This is a genomic window from Corallococcus terminator (assembly GCF_049194865.1).
Classification (GTDB): domain Bacteria; phylum Myxococcota; class Myxococcia; order Myxococcales; family Myxococcaceae; genus Myxococcus; species Myxococcus terminator_A.
Genome location: NZ_JBLZWL010000043.1, coordinates 79358 through 94045, shown reverse-complemented (window position 1 = coordinate 94045; position 14688 = coordinate 79358). Strand labels below are relative to the sequence as shown.

Annotated in this window: 11 protein-coding genes and 1 pseudogene; 4 read left to right on the top strand and 8 right to left on the bottom strand. The window is 68.9% G+C overall.

Going from position 1 to position 14688, the window contains the following annotated elements:
• Positions 1-2: 2 nt before the first annotated feature.
• The 5 genes and pseudogenes from sitA5 to ACN469_RS15115 form a co-directional block, all read right to left on the bottom strand.
• A pseudogene (gene sitA5 / locus ACN469_RS15135) lies at positions 3-1331 on the bottom strand (SitA5 family polymorphic toxin); the annotation flags it as partial.
• A 43-nt stretch (positions 1332-1374) separates the two neighbouring features.
• The gene (locus tag ACN469_RS15130; RefSeq protein ID WP_498763318.1) at positions 1375-2700 is read right to left on the bottom strand and encodes an IS701 family transposase; all 1326 of its coding nucleotides are present in this window, start codon (positions 2698-2700) and stop codon (positions 1375-1377) included.
• A 446-nt stretch (positions 2701-3146) separates the two neighbouring features.
• Positions 3147-4940, bottom strand: coding sequence for a serine/threonine protein kinase (locus tag ACN469_RS15125; RefSeq protein WP_498768462.1), 1794 nt, complete (start codon positions 4938-4940; stop codon positions 3147-3149).
• Positions 4937-5806: a DUF2381 family protein gene (locus tag ACN469_RS15120; RefSeq protein WP_498768460.1), complete on the bottom strand. Its 870-nt coding sequence runs from the start codon at positions 5804-5806 to the stop codon at positions 4937-4939. The genes ACN469_RS15125 and ACN469_RS15120 overlap by 4 nt, the downstream gene beginning before the upstream one ends.
• Before the next feature lie 59 nt (positions 5807-5865).
• Positions 5866-6690: a sterol desaturase family protein gene (locus ACN469_RS15115; protein ID WP_498768458.1), complete on the bottom strand. Its 825-nt coding sequence runs from the start codon at positions 6688-6690 to the stop codon at positions 5866-5868.
• A gap of 251 nt (positions 6691-6941) precedes the next feature.
• Between ACN469_RS15115 and ACN469_RS15110 the strand changes: the two genes are divergently transcribed.
• Positions 6942-7271 (top strand): hypothetical protein, encoded by a 330-nt coding sequence (locus ACN469_RS15110; RefSeq protein WP_498768456.1) that lies wholly within the window; start codon positions 6942-6944, stop codon positions 7269-7271.
• A gap of 27 nt (positions 7272-7298) precedes the next feature.
• On the opposite strand, the gene ACN469_RS15105 is transcribed toward ACN469_RS15110, so the two are convergent.
• Together ACN469_RS15105 and ACN469_RS15100 are read right to left on the bottom strand one after the other, a co-directional pair.
• Positions 7299-8447: a hypothetical protein gene (locus ACN469_RS15105; protein WP_498768454.1), complete on the bottom strand. Its 1149-nt coding sequence runs from the start codon at positions 8445-8447 to the stop codon at positions 7299-7301.
• 19 nt (positions 8448-8466) lie between these two features.
• Entirely contained in the window at positions 8467-9894 is a 1428-nt protein-coding gene (locus tag ACN469_RS15100; protein WP_498768452.1) for a vWA domain-containing protein, read from the bottom strand.
• A gap of 281 nt (positions 9895-10175) precedes the next feature.
• Between ACN469_RS15100 and ACN469_RS15095 the strand changes: the two genes are divergently transcribed.
• From ACN469_RS15095 to ACN469_RS15085, 3 genes are all read left to right on the top strand, one after another.
• Positions 10176-11702 (top strand): M91 family zinc metallopeptidase, encoded by a 1527-nt coding sequence (locus tag ACN469_RS15095; RefSeq protein ID WP_498768450.1) that lies wholly within the window; start codon positions 10176-10178, stop codon positions 11700-11702.
• Positions 11703-11850: 148 nt separating this feature from the next.
• Positions 11851-13365: a M91 family zinc metallopeptidase gene (locus ACN469_RS15090; protein WP_498768448.1), complete on the top strand. Its 1515-nt coding sequence runs from the start codon at positions 11851-11853 to the stop codon at positions 13363-13365.
• Between the two features lie 45 nt (positions 13366-13410).
• Positions 13411-14022, top strand: a complete 612-nt coding sequence (locus tag ACN469_RS15085; protein WP_498768446.1) for a hypothetical protein — start codon at positions 13411-13413, stop codon at positions 14020-14022.
• Positions 14023-14029: 7 nt separating this feature from the next.
• Here ACN469_RS15085 and ACN469_RS15080 read toward each other — a convergent pair whose 3' ends face one another.
• A complete protein-coding gene (locus ACN469_RS15080; RefSeq protein ID WP_498768444.1) occupies positions 14030-14686 on the bottom strand; it encodes a hypothetical protein in 657 nt (218 codons plus the stop codon).
• Positions 14687-14688 lie beyond the last annotated feature (2 nt).

Here is a 14688-nt window from a genome sequence, read left to right as displayed (position 1 = left end):
GGTTAGAAGCCAATCATCCGGAAGAAGAAGCCCGCCATCCGCTGCCCGTGGAGCGCGAGGTTGGAGTCCGTTCCCGAGAGAATCTCGTACCTGTAGCCCGTGGAAGGATCAATCGCGTCGACGCCTCGGTTGCTCCAGCGCAGTTGACGGAATTGGGCTTTCAACTGGTTCTCCACGAACCGTCCTCGGGCCTGTCGCTCGAGGAGACGTGCCAACCAGTGCGCTCCGTTCGCAAGGGCCTGTCGAATGGCTGCTCTTTCCTGCGGCGAGAGGTCATTAGGCCCCCAGCGTTGGGCGAGCCGCAGTGCGGCGGCCTGAAGCTGGTCGCCGACAGGGTCGCTCTTGGGAATGGCGCTGGTGGGATTGCCGGCCGGCACATGCCAGCGCTGGCCGTTGATGACCACCTGCTGATTGCCGCCCTGGTGTTGGACGAGGACGCGCACCGGTGAGCCCGTCGTCGCGGGAGGCAACGAGGCTTGAGCGCCGGGCCTTCGCGCCAGGATGGAGAAGGTGCCCTCGGAGGTCGCCGCCACCGACTCCACTTCGGCCAGCGTCGCGAGCCTCGCGCCTCCCTGGGCCTCTGCCTGTGCGGCGGCCTGGGCGTAGCCCGGCAGCGCGGGCATCTTCTTCGAGAGCTTCCCCGTGCCAACGCCGACGGCCGCCGTGACGAGCATCACCAGCACCCGCGCGGTGTTCTCGCCCATCACCTTGCCGTAGGTCTCCCCGGCGTCCTCCAGTTCCCCGAAGGTGGTGGCCCGGCCCGCGTCCTCCATCAGCCGAGTCCAGCCCTGCATCAACCCCCAGACGGTGTCGACTCCCAGCCACGCTAGCAGGCCCACCGTGAGCACCGCCCCCACGCCCTTTGAAATCGGCTCGGGCAATGCCCAAAGCACGAAGTAGAACGTGGCGGACCACAACACGAGCGACAGCACCGCCGCGGGGTCCGCCATGTCCCGGAGAGAGTGCCGCGTCTCCTCCAGCACCGAGCCCATCGCGAGCGCGAGCGCCACCGCGTACCGGTCTTCGCTGCCAAGCACGGGCCCGTCCACCAGCAAGCGCAGGCAGTCCCCGCCACCCTGCGCGCGCTGACACCAGCGCAGGTACTCCCGCTTCAGCTCCGCCTCCGCTGCCGTCTCTGGGCGCACCTCTAACGAAGCCAGCCGATAGACACGTCCGCCGCCCACGGCGCTCGCCGTCTCAGAGCCCGGTGCGCGCTCGAGGAGCTGTCGGACAGCCTCGGGCGAAACCCGTCCGGGGCGCACTTCCCGGGCCAGCCGCGAGACGGCCCGGGTGAAGTCGTCCTTGTCCAGATCCACGGGCTCGGCGTCAGACTCGACTTTCGCTCTTTTGTGGCGAAGGGGCGAGCGCTGCGGTCTACGCGGCGCGCCCCTGGGGCAGCGTGGCGCGGGAGGCGGCGCGTAAGTTGGCGCGAAGTCGACGCGGCGAGTGCCAGCGGGCACGGGCCAGGGTAGCTTGAGCCAATCGCAGGACATCCGCGAAGCTGACAGTGGCCTTGGTGGTGTACCAGGGTCGCATAGGCAACTTCAGTTGCTGCCAGCTGGCGGCCAGCTCCAGGTACCAGAGGACGAGCAGGGTGTAACTCAAGCCCGCGAAGGGAGCGGTGCGCAGCACGGCCAGGCGGCGGCGGGCACGCGAGTCGGCGAAGCCAAGCAGCTGTTTCAAGTCTCGGAAAAGCACTTCGATGCTCCACCGGAAGGCATACCGTTCCACTACTTGGAGGGCCGTGAGGGAGGCGTCGGTGCAGAAGAAGACGCGCAGGGGGCGGCTGCCGCCCGTCATCCGCACGACGACGACCTTGAGCATCCGCTCACCGGCAGCACTCTTCCAGCGGGCCACCACCTCCTTGCAGTCCACCTGCTGCGACTGGCCGTAGAGAAAGGCCGTCAGCCGCTGCCAGGGGAGCGCGGCATCCCGGGCGAGGGCCTGGGGCTTGGGGACCGTCACGTCGCGTGTCAGCCACCGGCCCGTCTTCGGCGAGCGGCACCGGTGAGTGCGCGGGCGAGTCAGCACTGCGTCTGGGCGCATGGCGCCGACGAAGACGAGCCGTTGCGGCAACTGCTTGAGCACGGTGCTGCACGAGTAGGCCTCGTCTGCGGCAAGCTCCACGGGAGCCGTGGGCAGCCAGCTGAGGACACGCTCCACCAGCTCTCGGCCCAGCTGCGTCTTCTTGCGGTGCGCAATGCCTTTCTTCTGGCACTCGGCCTGGGTGCGGTAGAGCCGAAAGAGGATGGGCAGCGCCCAGGGGCGCGAAGCGAAGGGCACCTGCACCAGCACCGCCAGCGTCACCCAGACGTGGCCGAAGCAGAAGACGTGCACACCTCGGGTGGAGTGCACCGCATCCAGGTGGCTGCCCAGCCCGAACACCTTCGGCCCTTTGTGGCTGCACAGGGTGTCGTCGAGCACCAGTCGCAGGGGCCCCAGGGCCGAAAGCTTCAGCAGCAGGAGTCGGCCCACTTCGTCCGCACTCCAGCGAGCCCGGGAGAAGAAGCGATGGAAGGCCGCGTGGTGCTGCACGCCCGAGACACCCGCGGCCACCAGCGCCTCGGTGACCGCGTGCGTGCCGCCACTGCACACCCAGCCGGCGAACAGCACCAGGAAGCGCAGGAACGAGGGCTCGGTGAAGGCGGGCCGAACCAGCTGCAAGACTCGCAACAGTGCATACAAATGGGAGGCGGCCATCGGGAGACCTCGAAGGTGCTGGTGGAGGCGTGTCTTGCCGGACACCTCTCTCAGCTGGCCTCGATGGCCGCTCTTCTCCTACCCTCAGCCCCTTCTCCCCTCGCCCCCCTGCTTGGGCCTCCCGGCCCAAAAGGGCGAAAGTCGAGTCAGAGCCTCGGAGCGGGATGACTCGCTGCGAGTACCAGGCTTCCTGCGCCCCCTCGCTGGAGGCCGTGCTTGGGAGACGCGCCGCGCCTCCACAGGCGGTCAGCAAAGCGAGCAGGAGGGCACCAGCCCGACGGAGCACCATGAGTCTCCCTTCGACGGCGAGGAGCTTCGACGCTACGAGGAACCCCATTCCCACCGCGAGGACGTCGCGCGTCGCGCTACCTCGCCGGCGCGAGACAAGCGCGCGGGTTCTTCCAGGGTCTGCGCGGATGGATGAGTCCCCTTGGCAGCGGTGGGACTCAGGGCCAGCGATCCACGACGCGTCCGGTGGTCCAGTTGCGTCCCTTCACCTTCCCATCCTTGAACTCCAACGCCTTCGCCTCGACGACGAAGCAAATGGGTTGCTCGTCCTGCCCCGGCAGCTTCACGCGGTCATAGCGAACGATGAGCGCGGGTCCGTCCACGCGCCCCAGCTTGTCGGAAAGGTAGTAGGCCTTCCCGTAGAAGCGTGTTCCGGCGGGCACCTTGTCCTTCTGCCGGTCATCATCGGCCGAACTCTTCGGGACGACCCCCACCACCTCCCCACCAGGGGAGAACCAGACGTTGTCGAGATTCGCGTACCGGTCGTCCAGGTTGAGGATGAATCGGTTGCCAACCTCCCAATGAAGATTCTCCTCCATGGCCTGTTCCGCACCAGCAGGACAGGTGAACGACTCGGGCCGTATCTGGGCACTCGGGCAACCCGCCGCCAGCGCCGCGACGAGCGACAACGACGCGCACTCCGCGGCGGCAGAGAACTTCTTCGGCGTGCGGACTGCGCGCCCTTGGGGCGGCGTCTCAAGCGGAGAGGGCTTCACGGTTGAACCTTCCTTCTGTGCGGCGACGAGCGCCAGCCCCGGGGCTTTCACGGGAGAGGGGATGGAGGATGACATAGCAGCAGGGGTCATCCTGGGCGGTGTGGAATGAGGAGCGATGGAAGGGCGGGGACTCACGGCGACGTGTGAATCGACGGGAGGCGCGAGCTCCGCCGTCGAATAGCGCCACAGGGCGACGAGCGCCACGACGCCGGCAAGGATGACACCCCACCTTTTCGACAGGCGCGGGCGCTCAATCAAGCCGCCGTGCCACGGACGTGGGGCAGAGGCGGGCGGCAACGACGACGCGGCGGGCAGCTCATGCTCGACGTGCTCGGAACGACGCCGCTCTTTCGGCGCATGCGCCGGCACGTCGTAGTCGGCGACAGGGTCATCTCGAAGTGCCGCCAGCTCGCGACGAAGCGCCTCGGCGTCGACCGGACGCTTTGTTGGGTTCCGGGACACGACGCTTTCGACGAGTTCGCTCAGTGCCTCCGGGACACGGGCGTTCACCAGACGAGGCGAGCGAGGCACATGGTTCGGGTCGTTCAAGTCGAAGCGCGCGTGCTTCTCCAGCGGTCGTGGGTCCGCCAGCAGCTCGTGCAGCATGACTCCGACCGCGAAGATTTCATCGGCGACCTGAAAGGCATAGCGGGCCTGCAGGTCGTTCTTGTGCTCTCGCAGGAACTTGAACTGCTCGGGGGCGCGATAGCGGTCCGTGCCCGGAGGCAGGCCCCCGCCCGTCAGGTCTTCGGCGAGCGGATAGGTCGCACAACTGAAGTCGATGATGACGGGCTCGCTGTCGCTCTTGCGAATCAGGACATTGAGCAGCTTCAAGTCCCGATGCAGCACGCCTCGACCGTGCATGTACGACAGCGCACCGGCGAGCTTCTCGAAGACCGCGATGATTTCTCGAAAGGTCGGGTGCTTGCGTTCCGCCCACTCCGCGAGCGTCCAGCCCTCCACGTAGTCGAGCGCGAGATAGGCGTGGCCCGTCAACGTGTAGCCATGCCCTTGCGGCCGGACGATGTTGGGGTGGTTCAGCAGCAGCAGCGCCGTCAATTCGCGCAACGTCCGGACGTGGGTCTGCTTGAAATCGCCGCTCGTCTCCCGGTGAAGCGCAACCTTGAGCGCGCCGCATCTTCCGTGCTTCTCGCCCAGGAAGACGAAGGCAAATCCCCCGTCGCCGATCTGCCTTGAAATCTGCCATCCGTCGATGAGGGTCTCGAAGGGCGTCATGGGTCCTTCCCTCCACTGGACTTGAGAAAGCGCACGTCTGGAATCTTGAGACGCCGGCCCCCATCCCCGCGCAATTCCACGGTGAAGACCTGGTTCGCTTTTGGCGCGGGCGTCTCGACAACCACAAGAACGCGTCCCTCCTCACCTGGAGCAATCGCACCCTTGATGGAGGGTACGAGCCGCGCCCGCAGAGGCAGGCCGACCCGCCTCGTGAACGTCGCCTCTCGCGGTGTCCAGGCCGGTTGCCCGAGCATGTTCGTGATGGTCACATCCACCAGAACCCAGCCCTTGCCCCGATAGGACACGGTCTTTGTCGAAGCGAGCCCCTGTGCCTCGTCGCTGAGGTCTGGGACGCTGGAAGTGGTGACGCCGTCATCGTCCATGTAGCCGAGCAACAGGAAGTCTTCCGGCTTCGGCACGGGTGGTTCAGCGTCGGCCTCACAGGGCCTGGCCCGAGGCTCGGGACGCTGGACGGTGATTCGCGAGTCCACGTCGCCCGGGGCGGTCACGAGCACGAAGACGGCCCGCGCGGGTGTCCCGCCGTCGGCGAAGAACACCCCGAGCTCCTGCCGTTCGCCCTCCTGGAGATCCTCGAGGGGCTGAACGATGACCGACCGTTCCCCCGCATCCAGGACCCGGATTCGCGACTCGTCGAAGGTCAGGGACTTCTTCTGGATGGGCGCGGAGAAGAGCAACACCGTCCAGGTGTCCCCCGCGACATGGATGACGGGTAGCGGTTCCGCGGGCGGGCCGGCGACACTCACGGAGCGCTCCCGCCTGACGCGCCCTCCGGACAGTGGCTCAGCCGCCGCGGCGGCTCCCGCCACGAGCACGAGCGCGAGAGCCAATCTCAAGGGTTGGAGCAACGGTGCGTGACCTCCTGGATAGGGAGGCTACCACCACCGTGCTTCGCCCATGGCTCCCTCTACGGCTCGCTACCGGCGCGCGCGGGAGCGTCCTCGGGCTGCGTGCCCTGGCCTTCCTTGCCCTGCCAGAAGCGGCGCGGGTGGTCATCACCGCGTGTGCCATTGGAGAGCTTGTCCACCCACGGGTAGCGCTTGGCTTCCTCGGCGGTGTAGCCCAGGTTGAACACCGTGGGGCTCTTGGGCTTCTCACCGGCCTTCGAATAGAAGGTCCCGAAGAGGCGGTCCCAGAAGTAGTTGGTGATGCCGTAGTTGCCCTGCTCGTTGTGGTAGTGGTGAGACAGGTGCAGGCGCTTGATTTCCTTCAGGAAGCCCAGCTTCGGCGTGTAGTTCAGGTGCTGGATGCAGTGGCAGAACTCATAGAAGCACGTAATCACCATCGCCCAGCCCAACGCCGCCGCCGCTCCGGACTTGCCGCCAATCAGATAGCCGATGGGCGCAATCACTCCGCCCACCGTGGGCAGCACGTTGGCCAGCGCGCCGAAGAGCACGCGCAAGTCATTGGGGTCCTGGTGGTGGTCGAAGTGGATGCGCTTCCACGTCGCCGCGGTGAAGGGCGTCTTGTAGAGGAAGCGGCTGTGCAGGATGTTCTTGTGCACCAGGTACCAGCCGAACGGGAACACCACGCTCGCGGCCAGCATCGCCAGCAACATGCGCACCGGGTTGTCGAACCACTTCACCGCGTACACCAGGCTGACGATGCCGACGGTGATGTAGGCAAGCACGGCGTAGTACGTGAAGAACGAGAAGACGAGGTCGCCCAGCGTCATCCGGTCCAGGTTGTGCTTCCGGCTCTTCAGAAACGAAAAGGGTGCGCTGACGGCCACGGTATCCCTCGCGATTGGACGCTGCCCGCCCATGCGGCGCCGCTGTGAGTAGCAGGGGCCCGGCACCCTTGCGCCACAATCATCAGGCCCGCTTTTACGTTTTTCTGCGCTGCAAGAGAAGCACCGCTGCTTGCCCGTCCGCCGACTGGACGCCTGCCCTCCCACCTGGGTGGGGGCCGAGTTGAGCGGCGGACTTCCCCGAGGAGCGCCCACGGCCCACTTTCGACGAGGGGATCAGCGTGGAGGCTCCCATGGCGGAGAAGGCAGCGGAAGACAGGTCGCGAGGGAGCAGGGCCCGGGGGCAAGTCGCGGTGGCGACGCGGACCAGCGAGACGGAGGACCGAGGCACCCTCGCCCTACGTCGGACCACCTCGGAGTACCGCGCGACGGCGGAGGAGCAGGCGGCGCGGGTGCGTGAGGAAATCGAGGCGGCGCTCGTCATCGCTCGGGACACGCGGGAGGCCATCGAGCGGAGAATCGCCGACGAGCTGCACGCGCCGCCCGGCAGCTTCAGGGCCAGCGTCCAGCGCAAGGCGCCCCAGCGCAAGGCCGCCGCCCGGAAGAAGAAGGCGAGCGCCTGACGCGCTGGGGGCGTCTCTCAGCTCCCTTCAGCTCCGGAGGCGCGTGGCCTCGGGGGTGGTGGGGCGCGGGGTGTCTTCCTGCGTGTCCACCGGGGCAGGGGGCAGGGCGGACTCGTCACCCAGGCCCTTGAGGCGGCGCGCGAGCTGCGCGGCCTGCTCGCCCTTGGCACCCAGCTCATGGCCCTGCGCCCCGATGAAGGACACGCGGGCGCGCTCCAGCAGCGCCACCTGCGCGTGGAGCTGGGCGAACAGCCGCTCGCGCTTGCGGCTCAGCGCATCCAGGTGGTTGAGCTCCTCGCCCAGTGAGGACGCGGCGAGCTCCAGCTGCCGGCGCGCGACGGTGTCCTGGATGGCGGCGGCGCGCGCGCGCAGCTCCTTCACCTGCGCGTCCACGTCATGGGCGACGACGGAGTCCAGCTGCGCGGTGAGCGCCGAGTGGGTCTCCGCGAGCGAGAAGCTCTCCGAGGCCATCTTCTCAATCACGACCACCAGCTCCTGCCGCCCCGGGCTCGCGGGCATGCGCAGCACCGCCGCCTTGCACTGCTGGTACAGCCCGAGCGCGCGCGCGGCCAGCTCCTGGGCCTCGCCCTTGAGCGTGTTGCCGAGCGCCAGGCCCCGGGCCTCCACCGTGTCGGTGTGCAGCACCAGGTGCGAGGGCAGCGTGCCGATGCTCCAGAAGAGGGCCACGCAGGCGTAGCCCACCACCAGGGACAACAGCGTGGTGCTTCCCAGGAAGCGGGCGTCCAGCACCTGATTCACGTACAGGCCCACCGGGGCGAGGACGCCGGCGGCGGCGGCGCTCGCGGCGACGGCGGTGGAGCTGCCCGCGCTGTCACGGCCGTTGCCCAGCCACGTCACCAGCGCCGCGGCGATGCAGGCCGCCAGGCTCTGGGGCAGCGGGGAGGGCGCGGAGAAGAGGAAGGGGAAGACGGGCAGCACGGCGAGCGCCGCGCGCAGGCCCCACCCGTAGCCCTTCAGCGGCTTCGCGGCGGCGAGCGCGGCGGCCACCACCGCGAAGTAGCCCGGCTCCAGCGTCAGCCGGACGATGGGCGCGAAGGGCTCCCAGACGCGCAGCGCCAGGGCCGCGAAGATGCCCATGCAGGCGCCTCCCCCCAGGGCGCGGAAGGTGCGGGACTCGAACTCCTCGCGGTGGAGGAACTGCAGGGAGAGGGCCATGGGCTCTGCACCGTCCTGACTAATAGGCGTTGTTCTCGCCGAAGTTCTTCATCGTCTTCTTGTAGAGGTTCAGCGACTCGCGGCGAACGTCACCGTCATTCGACGCCCGCCCATAGGCTGCCTCTGTCTGGTCCAGCTCCGCAAGCTCCCCCGACAGCGCGGCGGGGGACGAGCCGAAAAGCTTCCGGGCGTTGCCCAGCAGACCCACGGCGCCCTTGCGGTTGCCGCGCTTCATCTCCTCCACGGCGGCGCGCATCTGCTGGGTTCCCAACGCTCGCACCGCGTGTACGCGCACGTCCCGGTCCAGGTGGGCGCGCACCAGGGCGACGTCCTCGGTGACCTGGGCCTTCAGGGGCAGGGTGGTCTCCGCCATCGTATCGCGGGACACGTCCAGGTAGCGCACGGTGGCGTCGAGCAGGGGCAGGGCCTCGGAGGTGGCGCTCGCTCGCAGCGTCATCTTCACGACGACGCGGACGGACTGTTCTCCGGCCAGGTCATACAGCGGCACCTTGACGACGTCGCCCTCTCGGGTGGAGGGCAGGCCCATGACCTCCACGCCGCGGACGGCGGGGGGCAGGGTGAGCCGCAGCTCCACGCGGCGGGCGACGGTGCTGGTGGCCTGGTCCAGCTCGCGGGAGAAGACCTCCGCCAGCCGGGAGGAGTCGTTGAGGAAGCCGGAGAAGCCGCCGCCCTGCTCGGCCATGCCGCGCATGAGGGAGGCCTGGAAGTCCTCGCCCACGCCGAGCGCGCTCACGGTGATGCCCTCGTCGCGCAGGCCGCGCGTGAGCCTGAAGAGCTCCGGCTCCGTCACCAGGCCCGTCGTCGGCTGGCCGTCGCTCAGGAGGATGGCGCGGCTGACGCGGTACTGGGCCAGGTGCTCGCGCAGCGCGGCGCCCGCCTGGATGAGGCCGCCGCTGATGTTGGTGGAGCCGTCATCCTGGATGCGGTCGATGGCGGCGAGCAGGTCCTCGCGGACCTCATTCGTCACGAGGCGGCTGGGGATGACCTTCACGTCGGTGCCGTAGTGGATCAACGCGAGCCGGTCCTCGGGCGTCAGGCGGCGCACCAGCTCGGCGGCGGCGCGCTTGGCGTCCGTCAGCTTCTGGCCGGACATGGAGCCGGAGCGGTCCACGACGAGGGCCATGTTGACGGGGACGCGGCGCTGGGCCTCCACGGGGCGGGCCTTGATCTCCATCCACGCGAAGGCCTCGCTGTCGCCGGTCTGGACATAGGCGCCGGACAGCTTGCCGGTGAGGGTGAGGGCGCCGTCGGAGGGTTGGGCGACGACGAGGGGCAGCACGGAGGTGGCGGGCTCCTCATCCGGCCGGGCCACGGTGTGGCTGGTGTCGGTGACGGGCGGCGGCGGAGGCGGTGGGGGCTTGCCCAGCGAGAGCGCGCCCAGGGCGAGCAATCCAGCGGCGGACAGCAGCAGCAGGGTGCGATTCATGTGTGGCCTCGGGGTGTGAAGGCTGACGTGGACGGCACACTCGCCCGTCCGAGCCCCAGGCCGCATCGGTCACCGGGAGGAGGGTCCCCCCGATGACGGATGGAGTGACGTCAGGCGTTGCCTTGGCAGGCGTTGCGTGGGTGCGCGAAAACCCAGACGTCTGTCCATTCAAGGTGACAGCGGATGGGGCAAGACCCCATGGGACGCCGTGGATCCGCCGATTCGTTCCCAGGATTCGAGAAACGACGCAACTCCCGGGAGGGGCCCCCGATAATCCGGGCATGACCACGATTGGCAAGTCCGGTTCGCGCCCCACCCTCACCGTCAAGCCCGAGCCGAAGCCGGAGCCGGTGAAGGAGGCCGCCAAGGCCCAGCGCCCCGACGCGGTGAAGACGGCCGTCGCGCAGCGGATGCAGGACGGTTTCGACGCGGCCCCGCGCACGGGCTCGGCGTCCCGTCCGGTGCTCTCCGAGATTCGCGGTGAAGGCACCCAGTTCCCGGGCAACCCCGGCTCCGGAATCGGCAAGGTCCTGGACAAGGTGGCCGAGCAGGTCAAGCAGGCCGGGAAGGGCGCCGCGGCCCTGGCTCCCCAGGTGAGCACCAACGCGAACGGTCAGACGGTGGTGGACCTGGGCACGGGCAACAACACCGCGACGGTGTCGCAGGGCAAGGACGGCTCGCTCACTGTCACGTCGGGCAAGGACTCCGTGACGCTGACGGCCGAGCAGGCCAAGGGCGCCATCATCCAGGGCGGCGACGGAAACGACACGATTACGCTGGACGCGAGCGTCACCCAGGACGTCACGGTGGACGGTGGCGCGGGCAACGACAAGCTGACGGGCGGCGCGGGCAACGACACGCTCATCGGCGGCGCGGGCAACGACGCGGTGCTGGGCGGCGCGGGCAACGACGCGGTGTCGGGTGACGACGGCGACGACTACGTCGAGGGTGGCGCGGGCGACGACCTGGTGAACGGTGGCGCGGGTCGCGACGTGCTCTACGGCCTGGACGGCAATGACCTGGTGAACGGCGGCGAGGGCCGCGACTACATCGACGCGGGCGCGGGGAACGACACCGCGGCGGGCGGCGCTGGGGATGATCAGGTCATCGGCGGCCGGGGCGACGACTCGCTGACGGGTGGCGAGGGCAACGACGCGGTGGCCGGTGGTGAGGGCGCGGACACGGTCCAGGGCAACGGCGGCGATGACAAGCTCTACGTCGAGAACGACGAGAAGACCGACGACGTCGCCGGGGACACGCGGACCATCGTCGACATGACGGACGCGGACAAGCGCGGCAGCTCCGTGTCGGTGAAGGGCACTGCGGAGTTCCAGGCGCGCGTGCAGTCGGACCTGGACGCGATGCGCTCGCTGCCGTCGGGCCAGGACCTGCTGCGCTCGCTGGATTCCAGCGGCAAGACGACGACCATCTCGGAGACGAGCGGCGGCAACACTGCGTCCGGCACCGCCTTCAACGACGGCTTCTTCAACAAGGACGGCACGCCGGGCAAGGGCACGGACGCGACGGTGAACTACAACACCTCGCGCATCTCCCTGGGCGCCGACGAGTGGATGAACCGTCCTCCGATTGTCGGCCTGTTCCACGAGCTGGTGCACGCGTCCGACATGAACAACGGCACGCTGGCGAACGGCTCGAAGGACGGCACGCGCAACCTGGAGACGTCCGCGGTGGGTCTGCCCGTCGACCTGGACCAGAACCCGGCCACGCCGGACGTGGTGCAGGGTGGTCGCCCCGGGGAGAACGTCCTCCGCGATGACCTGAACCTGCCTACCCGGCCGCACTACTAGTCGCAGGGCAGATGATCCGCTCCCGATTATCGAGAGGCGACGCAACTGTCGCCCGAGGACCTCGATAATCGGGAAGGTCGGCGTTCGTCCGCCCCGGCATTGGCCGCTGGGACTGTACCGGGTGCCTCGTTCTCAGGGAGAAGTCGTCATGACCACGATTGGCAAGTCCGGTTCGCGTCCCACCCTCACCGTGAAGCCCGAGCCGAAGCCGGAGCCGGTGAAGCAGCCCGCCGCCAAGCCCAACGCGGTGAAGACGGCGGTTGAGCAGCGGATGAAGGACGGCTTCGACGCGGCCCCGCGCACGGTTTCGGCGGCGTCCGCGAGGGGCAGTGACTTCGAGGGGGCTCCGTCCCCGCTCAAGCCGGGCCCTGGCATCGGCGGCGTCATCGCGAAGGTGGCCGAGAAGGTCAAGCAGGCCGGCCAGGCCGCCTCGGGCACGGGACCTCAAGTCAGCACCAACGCGAACGGCCAGACGGTGGTGGACCTGGGCGCGGGCAACAACGACGCCAAGGTGACGATGAACCGGAGCGGCGGGCTGGTCATCACGTCCGGCTCCGACACGGTGACGCTGTCGCCCGAGCAGTCCAAGGGCGCCATCATCCAGGGCGGCGCGGGTAACGACACCATCACCGTGGATAAGAACGTCACGGTCGACGTCACGATTGACGGCGGCGTGGGCAACGACAAGCTGACGGGTGGCGCGGGTCACGACACCATCACCGGCGGCGCCGGCAACGACACCATCATCGGTGGCGCGGGCAACGACTCGGTGTCGGGTGACGACGGCGACGACTACATCGAGGCCGGCGCGGGCAACGACCTGGTGAACGGCGGCGCGGGTCGCGATGTCATGTACGGCCTGGACGGCGATGACCTGCTGAACGGCGGCGAGGGCCGCGACTACATCGACGCTGGCGCGGGGAATGACACCGCGACGGGCGGCGCGGGTGACGACCAGGTCATCGGCGGCCGGGGCGACGACTCGCTGACGGGTGGCGAGGGCAACGACGCGGTGGCGGGTGGCGCGGGCAAGGACACCGTCAGCGGCAACGGCGGCGATGACAAGCTGTACGTCGAGGCGGACGAGAAGACCGACGACGTCGCGGGAGATACGCGGACCATCGTCGACATGACGGACGCGGAGAAGCGTGGCAGCTCGGTGACGGTGGAGGGCAGCGCGGAGTTCCAGGCGCGCGTGCAGTCGGACCTGGACGCGATGCGCTCGCTGCCGTCGGGTCAGTACCTGCTGCGCACGCTGGATGACAGCGGCCACTCGACGACCATCAAGGAGACCGCGAGCGGCAACTCGGCGTCCGCCAAGAACAAGGATGACGCCTGGTTCAACGCGGACGGCACGCCGGGCAAGGGCACCGACGGCACGGTGAACTACAACACCTCGCGCATCTCCCTGGGCGCCGAGGAGTGGATGAACCGCCCGCCGGTGGTGGCGCTGTTCCACGAGCTGGTGCACGCGTCCGACTACGCCAACGGCACGCTGGCGAACGGCGAGAAGAACGGCACCAACAACCGCGAGACGTCCGCGGTGGGCCTGCCCATCGACCTGGACCAGAACCCGGCCACGCCGGACGTGGTGCAGGGTGGCCGCCCTGGTGAGAACGTCCTCCGTGACGACCTGAACCTGCCGACCCGGCCGCGCTACTAACAGCCCTCTCGCATGAGAGCCCTGCTCCAAGCTGGCGCCTGCTGCATGGCGCTGGTGATATTCGTGGGCTGCACGCGGGTGTCGAATCAGCCCGCGAATCCGGGAGGACGCGTGGCCCAGGCGGAAGTGGAGCTGAAGGTGGAGTCGGTGACGAGCGGGCCCGAGGGGCTCGCCGTCGCGTATGCGGTGCGTAACGCCACTTCCCATGCGGTGCTGTTGGTGGACGGGCTGCCGGAGTGGGGTCCCACGGGCTACGTGGGCCTCGCGCCCGAGCGCGCCTATGTGGACCTCTCCGGTGACGGCGCGGTGCTGCTGCGTCAGCTCGTGCCCGTGCCGCAGGACACGGACGTGGAGGCTCCCGAGGTCCCCGCCCTGAGCCGCGTGGAGCCCGGAGCCACCGCGTCCCGCCGTCTGCTCGTGCCCCTGCCGCTGCGCACGTCGATGCCCTACGCCACGGGCCCCGAGGTGACGCGCGAGCTGTCCGCCGTGCGCGAGCTGCGGCTGCGCGTGGGCTACGTGCCGGACGCGGCCGAGCTGCGCCTGCACGGGACAGCGGAGTCGGGAGGCACCGAGTACCGCACGGCCGAGTACGGCCAGGTGCTGACCCACCAGCGGATATTGGACAGCGGGCCCTTGCCGCTGGACGGCGCGAAGTAGTTCGCGCTCAGGGCTCGTGTCGCAGCAAGCAGGTCGGCGCGTCGTGCCCCGGCGTGGCGAAGAAGCGGAACGACTCCACGCGAGGCAGCTCGCGGAAGGCGTCTGACTTCACGGCCTGGAGCACGGCCGCGTGCGCGCACTGGAGTGTGCGCACCAGCAGCAGCTTCTGGAGCGGCTCGAACACCTCCAGCTCGCGAAGCGCTTCGTCCTCGGCCAGCTCCACCAGCGTCTCTCCGAGTGAGCCCAGCTCGAAGCCGCCACAGGTGTCGAAGTTCGTCGCGCCGAACCGCAGCACGTTCTCCGACTCCGTCTCCTCGTAGCGGTAATCGACGAGCCCCGTGCCCCACACCATCTGCGGCACGTAGGGGCTCACGTCCCCGCCCGCCCAGGAGAGGAGCAGCGCGGACAGCGGACGGACGCGCGCCGTGCGCACGCCATCCCGCTCCTCCCAGACATAGGCCTCCGGACGCAGGTAGCGAGGCTGGCGGTACATCCCGAAGCTCTTCACCAGCCCCGCCGTCATCTCGGTGACGAGCCCTTCGTCAATCGACTCCGCCTCGGCCGCCTGTTCGCGGACGAAGGCGAACCCGTCCGTCTGGCGCACCTCCTCCAGCAGCCGCGCCGCGCACGCCGGGAGGTCTCTCAGCTCCACGTCATTCCACATGG